Raw genomic sequence first — 22,617 nt, 5'->3', positions numbered from 1 at the left:
AGCAGCCTCATGAAAGTGATTGTCGTCGGCGCCGGCATTCTCGGCGCGAGCGCGGCTTATAGTCTCGTGCGGGCGGGATGCGCCGTTACGATGGTCGATCGCGTCGATGAGGGGCGCGCGACGGCGGCGGGCGCGGGCATTGTCTCTCCCTGGGGCTCGCCGACGGTCGATGAGGACTACTATGCGCTGCTCGCGCACGGCGCGCGGTACTATCCGCGTCTCGTCCAGATGCTCGCCGAGGATGGTGAGTTCGATCTCGGCTATGCCAAGGTCGGCGGGCTCTACGTGGCCTCTGATCCTGCCGAGCTCGATGCCGCGGAGAGGCGTGCGCGAGCCCGCGCGGTCGATGCGCCCGAGGCCGGCAGCATCGAGCGCCTTGCGCCAGCCGATGCGCGGCGCGCGTTTCCGCCTTTGCGCGAGGATCAGCCGGGATTGTTCGTGTCGGGCGGTGCGCGCGTCGATGGTCGGCGGATCGCGGCTGCCATGCAGCGGGCGGCCGCGAAGCGCGGTGCCCGACTGGTGAACGGCTCGGCGGAGCTTGTGATGCGTGGTGGCCGCGCGGCGGGCGTGCGCGTCAATGGCGAGCTGATCGAGGCCGATGCCGTTGTTGCGACGGCGGGTGCGTGGGCGCCGAAGTTCCTGGAGCCTGCCGGTGTGCGATTAGCGGTGGCGCCGCAACGCGGCCAGATCGTCCACCTGCGTCTGCCTGGAACAGAGACGGCGCACTGGTCGATCCTGCAGCCGCTCAACAGCTACTACCTGCTGGCCTTCGAGGACTCGCGGGTCGTCATCGGCGCCTCGCGGGAAACGGGCTCGGGCTTTGACTATCGTTTGACGGCCGCGGGCGTCGCAGAAGTGCTGAATGCGGGGCTTACGATCGCGCCGGGGCTCGCCGCGTGGACGTTGCACGAGATCCGCATCGGCTTCAGGCCGCTCGCCGATGACACTCGCCCGAAGCTCGGCAAAGCGCCGGGCATCGACAATCTGATCATCGGCAATGGGCTCGGGCCGAGCGGTCTCACCATGGGGCCGTTCAGCGGCGCCGAGCTTGCGAGGCTGACGCTCGGCAAGCCGACGGAGCTCGCGCTCGATGCCTATGCGATCGGCGCGGGTTGAGGGATCGCGCGCTACCAGATGGTCGCGCCGCTATCGACGGGGATGACCTGGCCGGTCGTTATCGCCGCCTCGTCGGAGGCGAGATAGACGGCCAGGTTGGCGATGTGGATCGGCTGGCCGAGGCCGAGGAGGTGCGATGCGGCGATGCGCTCGGTGGCGTTGCCGCTGCCGTCGAGCATTTTCTTCACGCGGTCGGTGAGCGTCACGGACGGGGCGATCGCATTCACCCGGATCTTGTGCGCGGCGTACTCAACGGCCATCGAGCGCGTGAGGGCGGAGATGCCACCCTTGGCCATGGTGTAGCAATCGCGCCCGGGCAGGGCCATGAGCGCGACGATCGACGACATGTTGATGATCGAGCCGCCCCCCGCCTTGATGATGTGTGGAATGCCGATCTTCGAGCATAGGAACGTGCCGTAGAGATCGAGCTTGATGGCGCGCCAGAATTCTTCGTCCGGCGCTTCGGTCACCGGGCCGTCGGCTGGCTGAGCGCCGCCGGCATTGTTGTGCAGGATGTCGAGCTTGCCGAAACGGGCGACCGTCTCGGCCATGGCGGCTTCGACGCTCGACCGCTCGGTAATGTCGCAGCGTATGAAATACGCGTCGCCGCCCCGATTGGCGGCGCGCTCACGCGCAGAGGCGGCGGATGCCTCACCCGCGGCGCCGTCGATGTCCGCAATAACCACCTTCGCGCCTTCTTCGGCGAAGCGCTCGGCCGTTGCGCGACCGATGCCGCCGCCGCCACCGGTGATGAAAGCGACCTTGCCCTTGAGGCGGCTCATGGTGTGCTCCCCGTCGATGATCAGGGCCCTTCCTACGCTGGCCCGCCATGGGGCTCAAGCGGGGAGAAGGCGCCCTGGCATTGGGGATCTAGACGAGCTTGGCGTCGAGCGTGATCTCGGCCTTCATCAGCTTGGAGACCGGGCAGTTTTCCTTGGCAGCCTTGGCAAGCTCCGCGAACTGCTTCTGGTCGGTGCCCGGGACCTGGGCCTTGAGCTCGAGGTGGATCGCGGTGATGGCGAAGCCGCCGTCCTTCTGCTCGAGGGTTACGGTGGCCGTGGTGTCCATCTTCGTGGCGGTCAGGTTCGCCTTTCCGAGGATGTTGGAGAGCGCCATCGTGAAGCAGCCCGCATGAGCGGCGCCGATCAACTCCTCGGGGTTGGTGCCCTTCACACCCTCGAAGCGCATCGCGAAGCCGTACGGATGATTGGCCAGCGCGCCGCTCTCGGTGCTGATCGATCCTTTGCCGTCCTTGAGGCCACCGCTCCAGCTCGCGCTGCCCTTCCGATTGATTTTCATGGGTTCGGTCTCCTTGGCGTTGGCGAGGGCCGGCGCGGCCCCGCTTCCACCTGAATGGGGATCACCGCCCCCGAGTTCCAGGGGACATCACGCCGTTGCTATCGGTCTGTCGACGGCATCGAGCGGTGCCGATGCGCGCTCGGGTGGGAGAGCGGCGTCGAGAGGAGCCGGCTGAGCGGCGGTTGCTTGCTCCGGATCTGCCAACGGATCGTCGGTGTTCAGAGCCTTGAATGCGCTGCTCGCGGCCACATCACGCGGCAGACCATCGGCGCGGGCCCTCTCGTAGGCGTGTTCGGCTGCGCGTGCCGCGCGCCATATCAGCCACCAGAGGTAGAGATTTGACCAGTGCGGACGCGGAATTTTCGCGAGAGAAAATCCATTGTGGCGTGGGGCGTCGTTCATGGGTGTCTCCTTCGGGCCGGGAACGCATGGTCGGATGGGTCATCCAGCCGCGAAGAAGCCGTAGGCGACGCCCGTCAAGTCACCGTTCTGTTGCCGCCAATTGGGGGCGCCGGCCAATTGACGCTCGCTTGACGGGGCCGGGCGTACATTTGGCCCCGCAGCCATCGCGAAGACGGCGCCGGATTGCGAAGAGGGACGAAGATGCACGGCTTCAACCCGCTTGGCCTCAGAGCTCTGAAGGACATCGTCGACCGGAAGGCGGGAGCCAAGGTCGATCCGCGGCGCGGCTTTCGCAATTTGTTCGGCTCTTCAGCGGTGCTTTTCAGCGGCGACGGTCTCCTGCAGGAGCCGGACGGCGATCGCATCCTCACGGAGCTGATGAAGAAGCTCACCCGGCAGAGGAGTGAGCCGCCGGACCACTTCTGGTCGGACACGCTCCCCGCGCCCGCGGCAGAAGCCAGCGAACTGAAGACGTGGGAGAACCCGGCAATTCCCTCGGGCTACACGTATCTCCTCCAGCTCGTCGCGCACGACCTCGTCGCGAGCACGGTCTCGCTATCGACGATCATCGGGCGTTCGGCGGTCGACAATGCCCGCGACAATGCGCTGATCCTTGACACCATCTACGGCGATGGGCCGGAGCTCACGCCCGATCCCTACGAGGTCGACACCGAGCACCATTTCAGCAGGGGGCTCGTACCGCGCACGCGGCTGCGCCTCAGCCCGCCTCGGCCCCGGGTGCCCGGAGCTACCTTCTGTCCGCACCGTGATCTCGGTCGCGGCACCGGTACGGCAGGACTGGCCAACGGCAAACCGGTCTTCCTCGTCGAGGACGAGGAGCAGGATACCGACAACCCCAAGCCGTATCCGACCGACACGATGATTGGCGACGAGCGCAATGATTCACATGCCCTGCTCTCGCAGCTCGTCGTGCTGTTCCATCTGCTCCACAATACGGTGATCAAGACGCTCCAGGATCGCCCGCCGCACAATCCGCAGGGCTGGTCTCAGGCCGAGCGCGCCTGGCGCCGCTTCCTGTGCGCCCGTCTCGCCGTGACGTTGATCTACCGGAAGATCGTTCGCGACGATCTCTTGCGCAGGATCCTGCACGAGAAGGTCTATGCAGCCTATGCGAACGACGGGTTGCGCCTGGACAAGGGCGAAGGCATCCCGCTCGAGTTCTCCCACGGTGCGTTCCGCTTCGGCCATGCCATGGTGCGCGACAGCTACCGGATCAATGATCCGAGCAAGGCGCCTCTACTCACGGATTTCGCGCTCCGTCAGGCGCGCCGTTTTCCCTTCGAGCTGCCGGTCTCCCAGGACTGGCTGATCGACTGGCGTTTGTTCTTCGAAGTCGAGCAAGGCACGGCCCCCAACTACAGCCGGCGGATCGGGCCCGACTACGGCCGGGTGATGTTCTCGGACCTCATGTTCACGTCCGAGCCCGGTCTGGGCCTTCCGTTCCTGGACCATTTGAGCGCCGCGCACGCGGGCATCTGGTCTGTGCCGCGCTTGTTCGAGCGGCTTGCCAAGGCACTACCGAATTCTTCACTCGCCCATTTTTTCAGCACCTATGAATTTTGGCGGGCGCCGTTCTTGAGCTGGCTAGGCGAGAGTGACAGCACAGGACGATTGTCGGAGACTGACAAACGGCGTCTTGCCAATGATCCTCCATTGTCGTTGTTCGTGCTTTTCGAGGCCGCGCATACCATCAAGGACGGCGCTCCGGTGCGGGACGGTGGCGGGGCCCGGCTCGGGCCCCTCGGTTCGATCATCGTCGCCGAAACGATCTTCGGGGCGCTTGATCAGAAAATCGAGTTCGAGAATGCATCGACGCTCAGCGAAGCACTCCGCAATTGCGGCGGCGAGCTTCTCGATGACCCTGCAGCGCTGGACGACGTTGCTGTGGGCGCCGGTGCCGATCGCCGCGAGATCGGCGAGATGAAGGATGTCATTCTATTCCTGGCCGCGAAGGGAAAATTTGCGGCCTGAGATGTCATTTTAGCGTGAGCAGGATAGGAGACGACCATGCCGAAGCGTATCGTGCCTCCATTGAGCGAGCTGCGGTGGGGATTGCTGGTCAAGTCATGGGCGACCGGCAAGAACTATCTCGTGCCGGGCGACCCGCCGATCCCCATGCCCCATTCCTTCGGGGAGTTCGAGGATCTCTGCAACAACAAGCTGAACCTCGGCCTCCAGCTCGAGGGCTTCAAGGCCATCGTCTTCGTCCAGCCGAGCATGGCGTGCATCACGATCCGCCTGCCGCCGAAGGAAATCGTCGAGGCCAACGAGCAGGACTTCAAGCACGCCGAGCGGACCTACGAGCTCCCTGATTTCTACAATCAGGTTTTCGGACGCCGGCCGAATATCGGCGATACGGAGGAGGACAAGCTCCGCTTCCACGCCCTTCGCATCGGCGACTACACGATCAGCATGTGCGCTTGAGGCGCCACACCGGGCCGGATCACTTCAGGCGTGCGCCGTGGGGCGTGCAATCGCCGGGGAGAGATCCGTCACGGGAGCACCTGCGCCCGCCAGTCCCTCCCGCAGGTGCTCCCAATCCTCGTTCCGACGCATCGGGAAGAGATGAAGGAACCACCGCGCCATGGTTTCTTCCGTCGGCTGCGATGAGCCGCACCAGCGCTGTGCAATCAAGGCATAGAAGCGTTTGAGCTCCTGTCTGGCTTGCTCCGTCTCGCCCAGATGATAGAGCGCCGAGACCTTCCAGCCGAGCTCGTTCGGGACGCTGCTGGTTGCCTGCTCGGCGGCGGCGAGGGAGGCTGCGTAGTTCCCGCTGATGTGCTCGACGATCGTCCTGTAGCGCCAATGGATGGGCATCGGGTCGACCATGTGGCTCGCGGCATCGCTCAGAAAGACATGGGCCTTGTTGGTGTCACCGCCGAACGCGAAGCCGAGGCCGGCTGACGTGCTCGTCCAGGGATCGTTATCGTTGAGCTCGTGGGCGAGCTCGTGGTGCGCCGCTGCCTGCTCGTGCTGGCTGGCAAATGCGTGCGCCCAGCCGAGTGCCAGATGAGCGCGCGAGTCGACGGGATCGAGGCGTGCTGCCTCGCGCGCGTAGTTCAGTGCGTCCGTCGTGCGCTCGGTGCTCCGGAATATGCCCGGGTGCACGAAATGAATCGTATTCTGTAGCTGGGCAAGGCTCGAATAGGCAGGCGCGAAGCCCGGAGCCTCGCGAATGGCCGTGCGAAAAAGCTCGGCGGCGCGGTGCCAGTCCTTGGGGTCGAAGCTCAGGATCAGGGCCTGTCCACGCAGCCACGTGTCGAAGACTTTGAGGCCTTCGTCCGGCTTCGGCGAGATGGTCGACATGCGCTCGGCCGACACGTTGACCTTGAGCGCCGCCGCCAGCCGACGCATGACCGTCTGCTGCGCGTTCATCCATTCCACGGCTGAAAGCTGCAGCCGCTCGCTCCACAGCAGTACGCCCGTGGCAGTCTCCTTGAGCGTGAGAACGAGGCGGAGTGCCTCGCCCGCCTGCACGGCACTGGCCTCGATCGTATATTCCTCCGAGCCTGGGCCGAGTGGCGCCAGCGGCTGAGCGCTGGCGGGACCGAGATCGCGCACGAGCCATTCACGAAAGCGCGTAAGGCAAGCGAGCAGCTCGCGACGGAAGCCGTGCACCAGATGAAGCTGCTCGGCTCGCGCACCGGCAATCTCGAATGGCGCGACGGAGAGCACGAAGCGCGTGGACCATCGTTCTGCGGCGGTCGGACCAGCGTTCTCTCCAGGAATGCCGGCGAGCGGCATGATCGCCCCTGCGACGGAGGCGAGCGGCGTCTGTTTGGCCTCTGCTGCTGGAGGCGCGGACACCTTCGGTATCGGAAGCTTGCCGAGCTTGATTGCGGCGACCAGATCCTGGGTCTCCTTCGATGGCTCGGTGTCATAGTCCGCGTCGAGCAGGTCCCAAAGCTTCTTGTAGATCGCGAGTGCACCAGCCGTGTCGCCTGCGGCGTGACGTGCGCTCATGAGCGCACGTGCCGCCTCCTCGTGCGTCGCATCCAGATTGAGGATGGCGCGTGATAGATCTTCGACGGCGTGGCTTTCCTGTGCGTGCTCCCTGAGCGCCGTCTCGAGGTCGCGCTCGATGCGCTGGCGGATCGCCTCGCGCTTGGCCGTCAGCCAGACGTCGAAGGCCGGGTCGATCGCATCGCAGCCATCGAGCAGCCGGTCCGTGAGGCGCTCGTTCTCCAGCAGCAAGTGATGAGGCTCGCCCGCCTTCACGCGATCGAGGACCTCGCTGATATCGACCTCGAACGATGCGGCCCTCAAGCCGACATCGAACTTGTCGGCCTCGAAGCCGGGATAGCCGACCGTGTCCAGCGCGGTCCGCGTCTCATAGAGTGCCTGGCGCAGCGATGCGCGTGCGCGCGTGTCATCGGTCTCGCTCCACAGGAGGCCGACGAGACGCTCCCGCTTCTCGCGCCCCTTGTCCGTCAGCAGGAGGTACGCGAGCAGTGCGCGCGACTTGCGATTGGAAAGCTGAACGGAGTGCCCGTCATAGCGGACGTACTGAGGGCCGATGAGCTGCGCGACAAGCTTGGCCGTGGATGGCGGCACGGATTCTTGCGCGCTTCTCGCCACGACCCTGACCCTCTTCGGAGATTATATTGGCTGCTGTTGAAGCTGATTGTGCATTGCACTGATAAGCTAGAGATGTTCTCCCCCGTCGTCCAGAGAAGCTACCGTAAGGTCGAGCTACATAATCATGACGGGCGGCGGGAGCCCATGCCCGCGCGCTTTCTGAACGGCAGAGAGTCTGGCCGTGACGAGATCGCCTGGCATTGGCTGCAGGCGCGGAGTGATCGCCTTGACCACCCGCAGGCTGCTTACCGGGCGCGTCAGATCGACGTACCAGGTGTGGATGTCGTTCTCGGTCAGTGCGGCAGAGGGCTGACAGGCCGGATTGGCGCCGCCCGCGAGAGGGCCGTGGCGCCGCGGTGCACCCGCCGGCGCGAGCGGCACGAGATCCGCGGCAGACACGGCCGCGCGTTCAAGATGCCGGCGGTCCACGTCGGTGAGCGCGGCATCCCCCAGTTGCTCACGCTTGCCCCGTGCGAGTTGGAGCGCGAGCTCCATTTGGCAAAGCTCGACAAGAGCACTACTCGCCGCGCGCGCGGCCGACTGGCGCGCGGCAAGGCCAATGGCAAGCCCGGTCCCGCCGCTGTTCTGTGAAACGGCCGCCATGACCGGGATCGCGAGGTCGCTGCTGATGTCCAGGATGCGCGTCGCCCGGCCGGTGTCCTCGCCTTGCCGGAGCTCGGCGCTGAGGCGCGCCGTGGCGGCAGCCTCGATGCTGCCGGGGAGGAGTGCGGCGGCCGGCTGTCCGCCGAGCCACCAAAGGCTCGCGGCATCGCGTTCGACGAGTTCGAGGAGGCCGCGCGTGTATGCGTCTTCGGCCGTCGGGCCGGCGGCGCAACCCGTGCTGAGCGCCGCGCCGGGTATGGCGAGTACGGTTGCTTTCTGACGACGCAGGCACCAGTCCGCCGGAACGAGTATCTCGGCACTCGTCGTCGTATCGCGGGCCTGCACCCAGTCGATGGGCTCGTCCGCCCTCGCGGGATCGCCGGCAATGACGAGATCCACGAGCCCCGCGATCTGGTCGGGGAGGCTGACCGAGCCGAGCGGGGCGGTCAGAGCGATATCGCCGTCACGCTCGATCTGGGCGGTCCGCTCGATCGCCTCGGCAAGGCACGCCGCGAGCGCATCCTCGAGCCGCAGGCCCGCCCCGCCGACACTGAGCGGCGGCAGATCGGATTTGTGCGCCAGATCGGGCGCCGCGGCGAGGCCACCGATGTAGCGCAGCCCGGGCGCCCATTCGGATCGCATGAGCCACAGGCGCGTCATGACCGGTGCGGCCGCCAGAACCCAGTCGCCATGCGCTGCGGCCGCGGCTTCGAGCAGCTCCGCCTCCTCTGCGCTGCCTTTTCTCAGCTCCAGAATCCGCATGGGGCCACCACGAGTGGGCGTTCACCGGCGAAGTGTTTCGGCCGCGAGCCGGATGCTCTCTTCAGGCGACGTTCCGAGATGCAGGATGGCCTCGGCCAGCATGGCATTGTGGGCGCGGCCGAAGTTTTCGATCAGGAGGCCCTTGTCGTCGCGCAGATGGCCGCTTGCGGCGCGGGCGCCCGGAATGCGCTCGATGAGCGGGCGCGGATCGGTGGTGTAGGCCCAGATGGGCAGGCCGAGGGCGTGGGCAAAGCCCAGCTCGAAGGCCGTGCCGTCATCGGCGTGCGGGCCCCGGAAGGGACTGAGGTCGGCGACGACGCCATCCGCCGATCTGAGCTCGCGCAGGCACGCCGCCTGGATCGTCCGGGAGGACATCGGCCCATCCAGATCGAAGTCGAGAGGGTAGAGGCCTTCGCAGCCGTACTGCGCACACAAGGCCACGAGGCGCGCACCCGCGTCGTCGGCATCGGCCAGGAAGACCGTCGGGCCGGCAAGATAGATGCGGGGTTTCATGGGTCAAGTCTCATCCGCTTGGCCTCCGACTGGTCCGAATCATCGTGTAGAGTGCTCTTGCACAATCTAGGCGCCCATCCGACATCCACAAGCGGTTCAGGCGCAGTTGGAGAATGCCGACCGTGGCCGAGTACGCGCAATATGCCGCCCTGCCTTATATACGACTCGATGGGGACATCCGGGTCTGCCTCATCACGAGTCGCGGCACGAAGCGCTGGATCATCCCCAAAGGCTGGCCGAAGCCGCCGTTCGAGCCCTACGAGCAGGCGGCGCGCGAGGCCGAAGAGGAAGCGGGCTTGGTCGGCGAGATCTCTACCGACCCGATCGGCAGCTACACCTACCGCAAGCGCCTGCATTTCTTTGCGTCCGCGGACTGCCGTGTCGCGGTTTATCCCTTGCTCGTCAGGGTCCAGCGTGAGCGCTGGCCCGAGCAGGCCGAGCGCCAGTTCACGTGGGTGTCGGTCTTGGAGGCCGCGAGCATGGTCCAGGAGCCGGACCTTGCGCGCCTGCTATCCTTCCTGCCGGATTGGCTCGATGAGCAGCTAACGATCTGAGGCGCTCGGCATTGCTCCGGCAGCGCTCCCCGTGTCGATCTCGATGAGCTTCCCTTCGGTGTCGAGGGCGAAAACCTCGCGATCGGGAAGCTCGCTCTTGATGCGTCGCGCGAGCGCCAGCCCTTCCTCGACGTGCTGCCTGTAGCGTTCATCGGACCAACTGGATTTGGCAGGGTCGTCCATGTTGAACGACATGTCGAACTCCGCCGCCCAGCTCCAAAGGTCGTTCTCCAGCTCCATTGAGACGCCGAGGTGTTGCGGCGAAAAGGGGCCGATCGCTCCCTCGTCCATGGCCCAAAGCGGATAGCAGCCGTAGTCGGCCATCACTTTGATGCGGCGCGAGCCCGCAATGTCCGCGCCCGAGAGCTTGGAGTCGACCGGGATGTCGCTCTCGTCATCGCCGCTGTCGAAGGCTGCGAAGCCCGGCTTGCGCTTTGGCGGCGCCAGCGTGTGGCGCAGGATGTAGCCGATGTGCAGGGCGATCGCCGCCGCGACCGGTCCCCAGAGAAGTAGCGGCGCATCGGTGAGCTTTGTCAGGCGCCCCATGTAAGCCGCCCAGAGGATGAGCAGAGTGCAGGCGCCGAAAACGACGAACGCGTTGATGCTGCGCTGCCGGGCCTCTGGAGGTGGCGGATCGGCGACATCGAAGTAGTAGGGGCCGAGGACGAGAAAAAAGAGGATCTGGACGAGCGTCGCTATTCCAAAGAGCCAGGCGGCCGGCTCGAGCAGCAGGATGAGGCACGCGCCGCCGGCAAAGAACAGCACCGAGAGAGAGAGGAGCCAGATCGTGCGGTGGGTCTCGATCCGCTCGGTCTTTTTCATGCTGATCGCGGCAATCGCCTGATCTATGAGGTTCGACGTCAGTGCCGCGCGGGCGGCGAAGAAGCCGGCAAGAGCGTAGAATGCGCCGATTACGCGCAAGACGATGTCGATGCCGTCCATGCTGCTCTGTCAGCCCCCCGGTCTGCTGCCCCTGCTGGCCATAGCGCAGGCTCGGGCCCGATGAAAGCTCCGTCGGCTGCATGTCGCCTTGGCCGCATGGGGTTTGGGCGGGTTGCGAGGGGCTCCCGATCGTGTGATAAGCGGCGCGGGAGGCTGGCGGCGGACGGGTCCCTCGCCAACCGGGTCAGGTCCGGAAGGAAGCAGCCCTAACGATCAGGATTTGGGTCGTTTGCCAGTCTCCTTTTTGCGGCCCATGACGTGTTCATGGGCCCATTCTCCACGAGGATGTCGGGCGGCATGGCGCGCAGGAAAGGTTCCGGCAGCGATGACGAGGGGCAGCACGCCCCCGGATCCGCCGATGCGGCCGATCTGCCGTCGCCGGATGACGGGCCGTCCTTTTTCTCCGACGCCGAGATGGCGCCGGCGGGCAAGCCTGCCGAGAGCGGCTATGTCGTGCTCGCGCGCAAGTATCGGCCCGAGACCTTCGATGACCTGATCGGCCAGGAGGCCATGGTCACGACACTGCGGAACGCTTTCGCGGCGGACCGCATTGCTCAGGGCTACATGCTGACGGGCGTGCGCGGCGTCGGCAAGACGACGACGGCGCGCATTCTTGCCCGCGCGCTGAATTACGTGAAGCCGGGGCTGCCCGATCGCCCGACCGTCGAGATGGACGGCTATGGCGCGCATTGCGAAGCCATCATCCAGAGCCGCCATCCCGATGTGATCGAGATCGACGCGGCCTCGAACACCGGCGTCGACAATGTCCGCGAGATCATCGAGAGCGCGCGCTACAAGCCCATGGCCGCGCGCTACAAGGTCTTCATCATCGACGAGGTCCACATGCTGTCGAAGGGAGCGTTCAACGCGCTCCTGAAGACGCTCGAGGAGCCGCCGCCGCACGTGAAGTTCATCTTCGCGACCACGGAAGTGCGCAAGGTGCCGGTGACGGTGCTTTCGCGCTGCCAGCGTTTCGATCTGCGCCGCGTCGAGGTGCCGGTGCTCGCCGAGCACTTCCGCCGGATCGCCGCGAAAGAAGGCGCGACCGTCGAGGACGAGGCCCTGCTGCTGATCGCGCGGGCGGCCGAGGGCTCGGTGCGCGACGGACTTTCGATCCTCGATCAGGCGATCGCCATGGGCGAGGGCGCGGTCACGGGGCCGACCGTGCGCGCCATGCTCGGCCTCGCCGATCGCGGGCGCATCTACGACCTCATCGAGCACACGCTCTCCGGGCGCACGGCCGAGGCACTCGCAGCGCTCGACGGGCTCTACAAGGACGGCGCCGATCCGCTGGAAGTTCTGGGCGATCTCGCCGAGGCCGTGCACGCGGCGACGCGCATCAAGGTTGCGGGCGCGAGCACTGAGCGCGAGGTGCTCTCGGGCGAGGAATTGCGGCGCGCCTCTGCGCTTGCCGAGAAGCTCTCGATCCCGCTGCTCGCGCGCGTGTGGCAGATGCTGCTCAAGGGCCTCGACGAGGCGGGCCGTGCGCCGGACGTGCGTGCCGCAGCCGAGATGGTCGTCATCCGCATTGCGCACACGGCGGACCTGCCGGCGCCCGACGAGATCATCCGCGCGCTGGGGGGCGTGCCCTCGCCGCGGCGGAGCGAGGCAAAGCCGTCCGCGGAGAGTGATCGTTCTGCCGGAAAGGTCGAGGCCCGCGAGGCGACGCCACCCGCTACGGCGCGGGGGCCTGCATCCGAAGATGACAGCGAGGACGAGGGCCGATTTGCGCCGCCGCTCGACGAGATGCCCGATCCGGCCGCGGCGCCGGAGATCTATGACGAGAGCGAGGCCGAGGAGGACGATCTCGGTCCTTCTGCGATCGAGCGGCCCGAAGACATCGTGCTCAATTCATTCCAGGACGTAGTCAATCTGGTCGGCCGCAAGCGCGACGCGCGCCTGAAAGTCCATCTCGAGGAGCACGTGAGCCTCGTCAAGTTCGATCCCAACGCGGGCATCGAGCTGCATCTGCTCGATGGCGCGCCACCTGAGATTGCCAACGAGCTGCGCGAGAAGCTCAACAAGTGGACGGCGCGGCGCTGGACCATTGCGCTGAGCCGCCGGCCGGGCGAGCTGCCTCTCGGCGAGCAGAAGCGTGCCGAGGAAGCCGCCGAGATCGAGGCCCTGAAGCAGCATCCCTCGGTCCGGGCCGTGCTCGAGCAGTTCCCCGATGCCGAGATTGCGAGCGTGCGCCCGATTGCGGCGCCGAGCGCGGACGAGGGTGACGAGGAACCGGGTGAAGACAGCGCGGTGGGCTGAGAAGGGCTCAGCTCCTATATGAAGGAAGCAGCTTCGGCCTGCAGTCGCGCACAGAGGATACGTCGATGAAAGATTTGATGAAGATGATGAAGCAGGCCCAGGAGATCCAGGGCCGCATGCAGCGCATGCAGGAGGAGCTTGCAGCGCTCGAGGTCTCGGGGCAGTCCGGCGCCGGCCTCGTGAAGGTGACGCTCAACGGCAAGGGCGAGATGCGGTCGGTGAAGATCGATCCGAGCCTGCTGAAGCCGGACGATGCCGAGATCGTCGAGGACCTCGTGCTCGCCGCTTTCCAGGATGCCAAGGGCAAGGTCGAGGGCGAGATGCAGAAGCGCATGCAGGAGGTGACCGGCGGGCTGCCGCTGCCGCCGGGCCTGAAGCTCTTCTGACGCGTTTCTCCAATGCGCACGACGGGCTTTCGAACATGCGCATTCGAGATTTTCGCGAGGCGGACAGCAGCCGGGTCAACGAGGTGGCCCTGAGCGCCTTCGCGCAATTCAAATTGCTCTACGATGACTGGCCGGCATTGGCGGCTGGCATCGGCTCGATGGCTGCACTTGCTCAAAAGGGCAAGGTCATTGTCGCCGAGCACGACGGCACGATCATCGGGGCGGTCGCGTACGTCGCGCCTCATGCGCCCAAGCCACCGTACTTCGATGCAGCGTGGCCGATCATCAGAATGCTCGTCGTGGATCCGCAGTCGCGTGGCCTGGGCGCCGGACGCGCGCTCACCGAAGCCTGCATCGATCGCGCGCGTCGTGACGGCAGTCAGGTCATCGCACTGCACACCAGCCCGATCATGACCGTGGCGCTGCCCATGTATCTGCGCATGGGATTTGCGAAGCTGCGCGATGCGCCGCCCATTCATGGCGTCGAGTACGCAGTCTATCTCAAGCAACTGGCCTGACCGTGCGAGGCAAAGCGGCCTCAGCGATCGCTGAAAGGCGCCCACTTCGGCATGGGCGCGAAGCCGAACGTTGGCAATTCTCGCCGCTCTTCGGTCACCCAAGCGGATGTAGCCGTCGGCCACTCCTGCTGCTTGGCCGTCTGAGTGGGCGGCGGTGCCATTGGGCTCGCGGGCACGGCAGGGCGTTTCGTGCGGTTCACTTTCACGGCCTGACGCGAGGTCGGGGCCGGGTCGATCTCCCGTCCCGCGCCTGTCTCGGCGGCCGTAGGCTCGAAGACCGCGGCAGGGACAAGCTGAGCCGCCCGGTCCGGGCTCCGCAGGACCTGAATGCGCAGCGCGCTGGCGGCGAGCTCGTGGCTGTCGGCGGCGACCACGCGTACGGAAAGCTCCAGCCGATCCGGCGTCGTGCGCGGCAGCGAGAGCACGGCATGGCCGACATCGGCAATGCCGACGGTCCAGGTATCGGGCGCGATCTTCATGCCATGCGAGACGCGGGCCTCCGCAGGCAGGCCGTCGATGACGACGGCGCTTCCAGCCCAGGCGCGTCCGCCACCCGAGACGAGCATCGGCAGACTGAGGCGGGCGAGGTCGCTTTCGGCAACGGTGAGGGTCGCCACTGGCCGTGCGGCGGCCAGGGAGGGGGCCTCGCGGAACTGAGGCGCGGCCGTGTGCGGCACGGAGGCCGGCGCGATCTCAGCGGGCGCCGGCTCAACAAGCTGCACTTGCCCGAGCTCCCGCGCTGCGTGCGCAAACTGCTCGGTCCTCAGTGATACGACGGCCGGAGCGACTTCCTCCGACGTCTCCGGCACCGCGAAATGCCAGAGCGAGGGAATGACGGCCGTCGAGGAGAGGAGCAGCAGGCTGACCCCGGCTATGGTGATGCGCCGGCGGAATGTCCTCTGCGGAGCCGGAGCGCCCTGCACGTCACCATATGGCTCCGGCGCGCCCAGCATCGGTGCGCGCGGGGGCGAGGCGAGCCCGATCGGTCGGCCGAGGACGGTCGGCAGGCCGAGAGGCTCTCGGGTGGGGTGAACGAGCTGGATGGGTCCGTTGTCGCTCAAGCGGTTGAGCTGCTGCTCCAGAATCCGGAGCTGATCGCTCAGCGAGCGCGGCAGGTCGCTGCCACTCGGATACTGGTCCTGGAACGCCAATTTCGTACTCCACTAACGGGCGACGGTGAGAGAAGCAAAGCCGCGCCTCGCGCCTTACGAGCGCTATGAGCACAAGATGGCTGACAATAGAGGACCGGGCAGAGCGAATCGAATCGCTCAGCGCGGTGAACATCAGGAAACTGTGGATAAAATCGGCGCGCCACAGGGTGTCGTGTGACTGCCACAATTGGTGGTGGAGTGTGGTGCGGGCAGCCTACTTCTCAGGGATCGAGATCGGCACGCCAGGGTCGTACTTGGCTTGCCGCAGGACCAGGGTCGTCTTCACGCTCGCCACGTTCGGAAGTGCCGTGAGCTTGCCGAGAACGAACTCCTGGAAGGCCGGCAGATCGGGCGCCACGCAGCGCAGCATGTAGTCCATATCGCCGGAGAGCATGTAGGCCTCGCGGACGAGCGGCCACATGAGGATCTGCTTTTCGAACTCCCGAAGATCCGGCTCGCCCTGAGCATGAAGACGTACCGAGGTGAACGCCGTCACCTCGAACCCAGTCAGGGCCGTATCGAGCTCGGCGTGGTAGCCGCGGATAAGGCCCGCTTCCTCGAGCGCGCGCACGCGCCTCAGGCATGGCGGCGGCGAGAGGCCGACGCGGGCGGCCAGCGCCACGTTCGTGATGCGGCCGTCGGTCTGCAACTCCTTGAGGATGCGCCAATCCGTGGCATCGAGTTCGGCGCGCATGCTAAGAGGGCTGCCATCGCTTCCGGGGTTGAGGAATTGTGCGGGAACTCTAGTCTGCACACTCTCCCCGAAGCAAGAATATTGCGCCGTTGATGCCTATTGCGACGCATCATGGCTCGAAACGGAGCAGGCCGACGTTGTCATCCGAGGAAATGCTGCTGACGGCTGTGCGTGGCCGATCGGGCTGGATCATCAGCGATGGCAAGGCCGGTCACGAGGCCCAGTGCCGGGGCGTGTTCGAAGCCTTGGGGCTTTCCTACGAGATCAAGCGGATCAGTCCGGGCCGGCTCCAGCGGGCGCTGGCACCGTATGTGCCCGTGGCGCGGTCCGAGCAGTTCGGCGCGCCGGGATCGACCTTCGCGCCGCCGTGGCCCGATTTCGCGATCGCGGCCGGCCGCCTCACCGCGCCGTACATCCGGGCGCTGAAGCGGCACGCCGGACGCGCGACGTACACGATCATTCTGCAGGATCCCAAGGTGCCGCTCTCGACGGCTGATCTCTTCTGGATGCCGGAGCACGATTTGAGGCGCGGCGCGAATGTCGTCACGACCATCGTGGCGCCGCATCGCTTTTCGCCGGCACGGCTCGCGGATTTGCGCGCTATGGCACCACCCGCTGCCTTCCTTACGGTGCCGCGCCCTTGGGTGGCCGTGCTCCTCGGCGGCGATGGAAGCAGCTACAATTTCACGCCGGACGATCAGGCGCGGCTTGCCGGAGTTCTGCAGTCGATTGCAGCGCAGGGCGCGGGCCTGCTCGTCACGCCCTCGCGGCGCACGGCGCCATCGCTCGTGGCAGCCATCGCCGAAACCACGGCGGACTATCCCCGCTTCCTTTGGGACGGCACGGGCGAGAACCCCTATCCCGCGATGCTCGCGCACGCCGACCGCTTCGTCGTCACGGCGGATAGCGTCAACATGTGTGGCGAGCCTGCTGTCACCGGCCGGCCGATCCATCTCTTCTCACCGTCGGGCGGCAGCGCGAAGTTCCAGCGCTTTCATGGCGCGCTCGCCCGGCATGGCGCGACGCGTGCCCTGCCCGATATGGTCACGACGCTGGACGACTGGAGCTATCCTCCGCTCTATGCGGCGGCGGATATTGCCCGGGCCATTGCCGAGCGCTGGGAGCGCCGTCGTGCCATGCTCTCCGGCAGGGCCGGGACCTGAGCCAAGGGGAGTTCGCTCGTGCGCCTCAAGTCCGAAATCTGGGTGAAGGCCTACATCAGACGCTGCGCGACCGAAGGCGTGCCCGCCGTCGTCGTCAACCGCGGCGATGAGGATGCCGGTGTCATCTTCATCAAGATTGCGCACTTGAACGGCACGGCCGATCTCTACGGGCCGGCGCCGGCGGGCCTCGTCGATCGTCTCGACCGGGAATGGGTTTCCGTCCGCCAGGCCGCGGCCGAGAGCGATGTCGATGCCCTCATTGCCCGCGAGCGCGACATGGACCGCGATATCTGGGTCATCGAGGTCGAGGATCGCGCCGGGCGCCACTTCCTCGATGACTGGCTTTCTGCCGAATAGTCAGGAGAGCGACGCGGACCGTTTGCCTCCGGCGGGCTTGGCGACGATCGCGCGCAACTCCTCGTCGAGCCGTCCGGTGAGCGACGAGAACTCCGGCGGGAGTGCCACGGCCGTCGAGCGCAGGCGCGCAAGACGTGCCTCGATCTTCGGATGAATTTCAGAGAGCTCCTCGGGATGCTCTCTCAGGCGCGCGATCAGCTTGCGGATCTCGGCGAGCACATCTCGTGCGGCCGTGAGGCTGCGGACTTCCTCGATCTGAGTATCCAGCGCAGGCTCTTCGGCCGAGGCCTTGCTGCCCGCTGCTGCTGGGGGCGATGAGGCCTCGGGCTCAGGCCGCGTGAGCACTACGGGCGCAGCCACGCCATCAATGCGCGTTTGCCCGTTCTCGCGGAGCACCTTCATGGGGCGGACGTCGGCAGCCTTGGCGATCTCGCGCGCGAGTGCAGCCGACTGCGTGACGATGCAGATCTGGCCGTCGCCATTGGCCTTGGCGATGAGGCGGGCGAGCGGCGGCAGGAAGCTCTCGTGCAGGCTCGCCTCGGGCTCGTTGATGGCGATGAGCGCCGGCTTGCGATAGGCCATGAGAACCGCGAGCAGGCAGAGGTACTGCAGCGTACCATCGGACATCTCGCGTGCCGTGAGCGGGCGATCCATATCTGCGAGCCGGAGCTGGAAGCTCGCGCGGCCGTCGGCGACGGCGGGCTCGAGCGTCGCGCCGGGAAAGGCGTCGCGCAGAGGGCCGAGCAGCGCATCGGGGCCCCGCCGCATATTCGAGATCGTGGCGATGGCTGCGGCAAGATCGCGTCCATCGGTTGCGAGTGCCGGCGTCATGGCTGCCAGCGCGGGCGCCCGCGAGGGGGCATCGGCGGCCAGATTGAAACGATGGTAGATCCGCCAGCCCTCGAGCAGCTCCCGGACATAGGCGAGCTCGGGATAGCTCGCGCCATCGCGGATGGCATGGAGGGCGGTTTCGGCGGGCGCCAGGTGCTGCTTGAGGTGCTGACGCTCGCCCTTGGCATCGCGCAGGCGCACGCTCGCGCCCTCGCGGTGCATGACGATCCGCTCGCCGGTGCCATCCGGGCCGATGCCCGTATGCGCGAGCACTTCTTCACGCACGATCGGCTCGCCGGCGAGAGCCGCATCACCAGCGTTCGGCGCCCCGATCTCCGTTGAATAGCGCATGTTGGCGAAATGCGCCGTGAACCTGAGGCTCGTCGGCGCGGAGCCGTCGTTCGCCGAGGGGCGTCCCGACCAGAGCACGCGCTCCAGTCCGCCTTCTTCCACCAGCATCCGGCAGATCGTTCCGGTCGCCGCTGCCTGCAGCAGCTCCAGCGCGCGCAACAAGTTGGTCTTGCCGGCGCCGTTCTCCCCGAGGAGGACGCTGACCGGTCCGAGCGGCAGCCTGACGGCACGCAGGGAACGATATCCGGCAATCTCGCAGGCAGTCAGTCGCATTTGTTCCCCTCAGGAGGCAGGTAGCGGAAATAAGGGATGGTGAAAATAATCTTGGGTTGTCATGTTCTTGCGGTGGCTCGGGAACGAATAGCCGAACGGCGCCGCTGCTTGGCTGGCCCGCTGAACCGTAAAGGCGCCCCCAACAATGGCGCAGGTATGACGCGATGCCTACGGATATTACGCTGAAGGCTGATGGTGTGGCGTTTCGGTCCTGGGGTGGCGGTCGCGCGCGGGCAAGATACTGTCTCAAATAATCAAATTGGGAGGTAGCGATATGGAACGTGTCCTGATTACAGGAGCTGCGGGCGACATCGGGTCGCGTCTCAGGGTTCTGCTCAAACCGGTCTATCGCCAGCTCGTCGTCAGCGACCGCGTCCGCCCGGCGGATCTGCGTGCGGACGAGACGTTTATAGCAACGGATCTGACGGACGCCGTGGCGGTCGAAGGGCTGTGTCGCGGCATCGACGGCATTGTGCATCTCGGCGGCAAGTCGATCGAGGGCACGTGGGACGAGATCCTGCAGTCGAACATCATCGGCGCCTACAACTTGTTCGAGGGCGCGCGCAAGGCGGGCGTGAAACGCATCGTCTTTGCCTCGTCCAACCATGCTGTCGGCTTCTATCCGCGCAGCGCGACCATCCCGGCGGACGTCATTCCGCGGCCGGACAGCCGCTACGGTCTCTCGAAGGTTTTCGGCGAAGGGCTCGGCGCGCTCTATGCCATGAAGCATGGCATCGGCGTCACGTCGCTCAGGATCGGCAATGTCGCGGACGCGCCGATCGATGCGCGGCGCCTTGCGATCTGGCTTTCGCCCGAGGATCTGGTCCGTCTCATCCGCATTGGTCTCGAGCGGCCGGGTATCGTGTACGAAGTCATGTACGGCGTCTCGGACAACGCGCGCTCCTGGTACGACAACAGCCACGCTGCGGCGCTCGGCTACGCGCCCCAGAGCCGCGGCGAGGATTATGCCGTGCAGGTGCTCGCGGCCGAACCCAAGGTCGGGAAGGATCCCGTGGCGGAGCACTATCAGGGCGGCACGTTCTGCGCGGCGGAGTACTCCGCGGATTTCGACGTCATCAAGAAAAGCAACTGAGGAGTTCGATCAGAAATGCCCGAGATCAATGGCGAACGCGTGCTCGCCGACCTCCGCGCGCTCAAGGCGCTCGCGCCCTATGAGAGCGGTGTGCATCGTCCGACGCTGTCGCCCGAGCACGTGGCCTCGCTCAAGTGGCTGGAGACCGAGCTGAGGGCCATCGGGCACGAGGCGAAGATCGACGGCATTGCCAACGTGTTCGGCATTTCCAAAGTCACGGGACCGAAACTGCTCGGCGGCTCGCATCTCGAGAGCCAGAACCATGCGGGCTGGCTCGATGGGCCGCTCGGCGTGGTCTATGCGCTCGAAGCGGCACGCGCTGTGAAGGCTGACCCCACCTTCGCGAACTGCGGCGTCGATGTGGTCGCCTGCTGTGACGAGGAAGGGCACTACGGCTTCTTCCTGGGCAGCCGTTCCGCCGTCGGTGAAGTGGATGACGCGCTTATCGATGGGGCAGTCGATCGCACGAGTGGCATTCCCATGCGTGACGCACTCGCCGCGGCCGGTCTCGCCGGTGTGCCGCGCCATGTCATCGACCCCAAGCGCTATGTCGGCTTTCTCGAAGCGCATATCGAGCAGGGCGACTGGCTTGAAGCGCACGATCTCAAGATCGGCGTCGTGACGAGCATCGTGGGCATTCGGCAGTATGTGATCACGACCGAAGGCGTGCAGAACCACGCCGGCACGACGCGCATGGCCATCCGCAAGGACGCCGGCGTTGCCGCGGCGCGCATTGCCGTTGCGATCTCGGACCAGTTTCCGGCGCTCGCGGGTGAGCGTACGGTTTGGACCATGGGCCGCATCACGCTCGAGCCCGGCGCGCCGGCCGTCATTCCCGGTCGCGCCGAGCTCGTGCTCCAGATGCGCGATGCCGATAACGCAGTGCTCGATCGTCTCGAAGGGAAGGTGCGCGAGATCGTCGCCGAGGCGGACAAGAGCGGCCCATGCCGCGCCGGCATCAAGCAGACGCGCCGCACGGAGCCAGCAGCCATGGCACCCCACTTCATGGATGCCGTGCGCGGCGCTGCGGAGGCGGACGTGCCTGGCCGTCACGTCGACATGCCGAGCGGCGCCGGGCACGACGCGATGGTTTTCTCACGCCATATGCCTTCGGGAATGCTGTTCGTGCCCTCGATCGGCGGTATCTCGCACCATTGGACGGAGAACACGTCCGACGCCGATATTGTCATGGGCGCGCGCGTGTACATCGACGCGGTGGCGCGGTTGTTGGGGGCGTGAGAATCCCCTCTCCCCGCAAGAGCGGGGAGAGGGGATTGTGGCGCGCCAGCGGTTCGCTCCAAATCAATAAAAGACGGGGGTTCGGGGGTGTCCCCCGATCGGGGTGTGGGGCCTCAGGCCCCACTTGCACCGAAGGTGCAACTAAGCGCGCAACCGTCTCTGCGCCATGAACGCCGCCGCGAGGCCGAGCGCGCCGAGCACGGCCATGGCGAGATAAGCCTTCGCGCCGAACGGACCATAGAGCTGCCCCGCGAGCAGCGTCGCGCCGCCCATGGCGATGCCGGCGGTGACGCTCGCCTGCAGGGCTTGAGCCGTGCCCGCGCGCTCCGGCGGAATGTTCTGCGCGATGAAGTGAACGGTGCCGATGTGCGTCGCGCCGAAGGTGAGCGCGTGCAGGACCTGCAGCACGACGAGCGCCGCCAATGGCGGATCGAATGCCATGGCGATCCAGCGCACGATGGCAGCGATGGCGCCGAGCGCGATGAGGCTAAGCGGGCTCAGGATTTTCAGCACCGCGCCGGAGCGGGCGAAGAGCGCGATCTCGGCGATGACGGCAATGGCCCAGAGCGCACCGGTCCAGGTGGCGGAAAGGCCGAGGCCGCGCCAGTGCAACACGCCATAGACGTAGAAGACGGCGTGCGCGGCCTGCACGAGGCCGGCTGCCGCGAGGAAGAGCAGGAAGAGCGGCGAGGTGACGAGCTCTGCCACATCGGCGCGTGAGATGCGCGGGCGCGCGCTTCCTGTGGCTGCGCCATCGGGTCTTGGCAGGGCGTGGGCAGCCAGAGCCGTCAGCGCGACGGCACCGATGATGAGCCAGATGACGACGCTGCCGGTCCAACGCTCGATGGCCGCGCCGCCGATGAGCGTTGCAACGATGAAGCTGATCGATCCCCAGAGCCGCATGCGGCCATAGTCGAGACCGTGGGCGCGCACGGCCCGCATGGCGAGCGTCTCGGTGAGCGGCATGATGCTCGATGTCGTGAGCATCATGAGCGTGGAGAGCAGAATGATCGGCCATAGGTGATGGCTCTGCGAAAGCAGGACCGTGCAGGCGAGGCCGCTCCAGGCGAGCGTGATGACCATGCGGCGGTGGTCGCCCGAGCGATCGGCGACATAGGCGACCATCGGCGTCGCGACGATGCGTATGAACAGCGGCAGTGCGCCGGCGATGCTGATCTCGGTGACGCTGAGGCCGCGCGCATCGAGCCAGAGCGGCAGGAAGGGCGTCTGCAGGCCGATGATCAGGAAAATCGCCCAGTAGAAGAGCGAGATCCGGGCGGCGAGCATGGCGCTAGTGTCCCAATTCCGCAGTTCGCCACACATCGCGGCTGGGATGCCGAGCGAACTGCGGAATTAAAAGGGGCACTAGAATCATAGCCTCGCTAAAGCGTCGGACCTTAAATGCGACCCACGCCTGGGCCGATCTCAAAGTCGCATTTAAGGTCCAAAGACGCTTTAGCGCCATAGTCTTCTAAAGCAACTTTGGACTTGAAATTCACTCCCCGCCTAGCC

General features: G+C 66.2%; 22 protein-coding genes and 1 other RNA gene. 12 read left to right on the top strand and 11 right to left on the bottom strand.

The features are described 5' to 3' along the window. The first annotated feature begins 9 nt into the window (after positions 1-9). Positions 10-1,116, top strand: coding sequence for an NAD(P)/FAD-dependent oxidoreductase (locus CS1BSM3_RS26405; RefSeq protein ID WP_072393135.1), 1,107 nt, complete (start codon positions 10-12; stop codon positions 1,114-1,116). Positions 1,117-1,127: 11 nt separating this feature from the next. Here the strand turns inward: CS1BSM3_RS26405 and CS1BSM3_RS26400 are convergent, their stop codons facing one another. The 3 genes from CS1BSM3_RS26400 to CS1BSM3_RS26390 form a co-directional block, all read right to left on the bottom strand. Further along, a complete protein-coding gene (locus CS1BSM3_RS26400; RefSeq protein ID WP_072393132.1) occupies positions 1,128-1,898 on the bottom strand; it encodes an SDR family NAD(P)-dependent oxidoreductase in 771 nt (256 codons plus the stop codon). 88 nt (positions 1,899-1,986) lie between these two features. Beyond that, entirely contained in the window at positions 1,987-2,415 is a 429-nt protein-coding gene (locus CS1BSM3_RS26395; RefSeq protein WP_072393129.1) for an OsmC family protein, read from the bottom strand. Positions 2,416-2,502: 87 nt separating this feature from the next. Continuing rightward, on the bottom strand, positions 2,503-2,817 hold the full coding sequence (locus tag CS1BSM3_RS26390) for a hypothetical protein (RefSeq protein ID WP_072393126.1): 315 nt from the start codon (positions 2,815-2,817) through the stop codon (positions 2,503-2,505). A gap of 201 nt (positions 2,818-3,018) precedes the next feature. On the opposite strand from CS1BSM3_RS26390, the gene CS1BSM3_RS26385 reads away from it, so the two are divergent. After that, positions 3,019-4,809: a peroxidase family protein gene (locus CS1BSM3_RS26385; protein WP_072393123.1), complete on the top strand. Its 1,791-nt coding sequence runs from the start codon at positions 3,019-3,021 to the stop codon at positions 4,807-4,809. A 36-nt stretch (positions 4,810-4,845) separates the two neighbouring features. Then, positions 4,846-5,262, top strand: a complete 417-nt coding sequence (locus CS1BSM3_RS26380) for a hypothetical protein (RefSeq protein WP_072393120.1) — start codon at positions 4,846-4,848, stop codon at positions 5,260-5,262. A 24-nt stretch (positions 5,263-5,286) separates the two neighbouring features. Here the strand turns inward: CS1BSM3_RS26380 and CS1BSM3_RS26375 are convergent, their stop codons facing one another. The 3 genes from CS1BSM3_RS26375 to CS1BSM3_RS26365 all read right to left on the bottom strand — a co-directional run bounded on the left by CS1BSM3_RS26375 (position 5,287) and on the right by CS1BSM3_RS26365 (position 9,294). Further along, complete coding sequence (locus tag CS1BSM3_RS26375) at positions 5,287-7,392, bottom strand: BTAD domain-containing putative transcriptional regulator (protein ID WP_072393117.1); 2,106 nt, start codon at positions 7,390-7,392, stop codon at positions 5,287-5,289. Positions 7,393-7,530: 138 nt separating this feature from the next. Then, positions 7,531-8,781 (bottom strand): YcaO-like family protein, encoded by a 1,251-nt coding sequence (locus tag CS1BSM3_RS26370; RefSeq protein ID WP_072393114.1) that lies wholly within the window; start codon positions 8,779-8,781, stop codon positions 7,531-7,533. A gap of 21 nt (positions 8,782-8,802) precedes the next feature. Further along, complete coding sequence (locus CS1BSM3_RS26365; RefSeq protein WP_072393111.1) at positions 8,803-9,294, bottom strand: nucleoside 2-deoxyribosyltransferase; 492 nt, start codon at positions 9,292-9,294, stop codon at positions 8,803-8,805. A gap of 113 nt (positions 9,295-9,407) precedes the next feature. Between CS1BSM3_RS26365 and CS1BSM3_RS26360 the strand changes: the two genes are divergently transcribed. Further along, positions 9,408-9,848 (top strand): NUDIX hydrolase, encoded by a 441-nt coding sequence (locus CS1BSM3_RS26360; RefSeq protein WP_072393108.1) that lies wholly within the window; start codon positions 9,408-9,410, stop codon positions 9,846-9,848. On the opposite strand, the gene CS1BSM3_RS26355 is transcribed toward CS1BSM3_RS26360, so the two are convergent. Beyond that, entirely contained in the window at positions 9,837-10,790 is a 954-nt protein-coding gene (locus CS1BSM3_RS26355) for a hypothetical protein (protein ID WP_072393105.1), read from the bottom strand. The genes CS1BSM3_RS26360 and CS1BSM3_RS26355 overlap by 12 nt on opposite strands. A 150-nt stretch (positions 10,791-10,940) precedes the next feature. Between CS1BSM3_RS26355 and ffs the strand changes: the two genes are divergently transcribed. The 4 genes from ffs to CS1BSM3_RS26335 all read left to right on the top strand — a co-directional run bounded on the left by ffs (position 10,941) and on the right by CS1BSM3_RS26335 (position 13,953). Beyond that, an RNA gene (ffs, locus tag CS1BSM3_RS26350) (signal recognition particle sRNA small type) lies at positions 10,941-11,032 on the top strand. Between the two features lie 55 nt (positions 11,033-11,087). Then, positions 11,088-13,049 carry a DNA polymerase III subunit gamma/tau gene (locus CS1BSM3_RS26345; protein ID WP_083528997.1) on the top strand — a complete coding sequence of 654 codons (1,962 nt, stop codon included), beginning with the start codon at positions 11,088-11,090 and terminating at the stop codon, positions 13,047-13,049. Positions 13,050-13,114: 65 nt separating this feature from the next. Next, on the top strand, positions 13,115-13,435 hold the full coding sequence (locus CS1BSM3_RS26340) for a YbaB/EbfC family nucleoid-associated protein (protein ID WP_072393102.1): 321 nt from the start codon (positions 13,115-13,117) through the stop codon (positions 13,433-13,435). 35 nt (positions 13,436-13,470) lie between these two features. Next, on the top strand, positions 13,471-13,953 hold the full coding sequence (locus tag CS1BSM3_RS26335) for a GNAT family N-acetyltransferase (protein ID WP_072393099.1): 483 nt from the start codon (positions 13,471-13,473) through the stop codon (positions 13,951-13,953). A gap of 20 nt (positions 13,954-13,973) precedes the next feature. Here the strand turns inward: CS1BSM3_RS26335 and CS1BSM3_RS26330 are convergent, their stop codons facing one another. Together CS1BSM3_RS26330 and CS1BSM3_RS26325 are read right to left on the bottom strand one after the other, a co-directional pair. After that, positions 13,974-15,104, bottom strand: a complete 1,131-nt coding sequence (locus tag CS1BSM3_RS26330; RefSeq protein WP_072393096.1) for a hypothetical protein — start codon at positions 15,102-15,104, stop codon at positions 13,974-13,976. Between the two features lie 214 nt (positions 15,105-15,318). After that, complete coding sequence (locus CS1BSM3_RS26325) at positions 15,319-15,798, bottom strand: Lrp/AsnC family transcriptional regulator (protein ID WP_072393093.1); 480 nt, start codon at positions 15,796-15,798, stop codon at positions 15,319-15,321. A 137-nt stretch (positions 15,799-15,935) separates the two neighbouring features. Between CS1BSM3_RS26325 and CS1BSM3_RS26320 the strand changes: the two genes are divergently transcribed. Together CS1BSM3_RS26320 and CS1BSM3_RS26315 are read left to right on the top strand one after the other, a co-directional pair. Continuing rightward, positions 15,936-16,961: a mitochondrial fission ELM1 family protein gene (locus CS1BSM3_RS26320; protein WP_244540619.1), complete on the top strand. Its 1,026-nt coding sequence runs from the start codon at positions 15,936-15,938 to the stop codon at positions 16,959-16,961. Between the two features lie 18 nt (positions 16,962-16,979). After that, a complete protein-coding gene (locus CS1BSM3_RS26315; RefSeq protein ID WP_072393089.1) occupies positions 16,980-17,318 on the top strand; it encodes a DUF1491 family protein in 339 nt (112 codons plus the stop codon). Here the strand turns inward: CS1BSM3_RS26315 and CS1BSM3_RS26310 are convergent, their stop codons facing one another. Next, positions 17,319-18,773, bottom strand: coding sequence for an AAA family ATPase (locus CS1BSM3_RS26310; RefSeq protein WP_072393087.1), 1,455 nt, complete (start codon positions 18,771-18,773; stop codon positions 17,319-17,321). Between the two features lie 274 nt (positions 18,774-19,047). On the opposite strand from CS1BSM3_RS26310, the gene CS1BSM3_RS26305 reads away from it, so the two are divergent. Both CS1BSM3_RS26305 and CS1BSM3_RS26300 read left to right on the top strand, forming a co-directional pair. Then, the gene (locus CS1BSM3_RS26305) at positions 19,048-19,866 is read left to right on the top strand and encodes an NAD-dependent epimerase/dehydratase family protein (RefSeq protein ID WP_072393085.1); all 819 of its coding nucleotides are present in this window, start codon (positions 19,048-19,050) and stop codon (positions 19,864-19,866) included. Positions 19,867-19,881: 15 nt separating this feature from the next. Next, entirely contained in the window at positions 19,882-21,105 is a 1,224-nt protein-coding gene (locus tag CS1BSM3_RS26300) for a hydantoinase/carbamoylase family amidase (protein WP_072393083.1), read from the top strand. Positions 21,106-21,246: 141 nt separating this feature from the next. On the opposite strand, the gene CS1BSM3_RS26295 is transcribed toward CS1BSM3_RS26300, so the two are convergent. Further along, entirely contained in the window at positions 21,247-22,392 is a 1,146-nt protein-coding gene (locus CS1BSM3_RS26295) for an MFS transporter (protein WP_072393080.1), read from the bottom strand. Positions 22,393-22,617 lie beyond the last annotated feature (225 nt).

The sequence above is a fragment of the Hyphomicrobium sp. CS1BSMeth3 genome (assembly GCF_900117415.1).
In the GTDB taxonomy this organism is placed as follows: Bacteria; Pseudomonadota; Alphaproteobacteria; order Rhizobiales; family Hyphomicrobiaceae.
The sequence above is the reverse complement of the archived record's forward strand: the minus strand, read 5'-3'. Positions and strand labels throughout refer to the sequence as shown.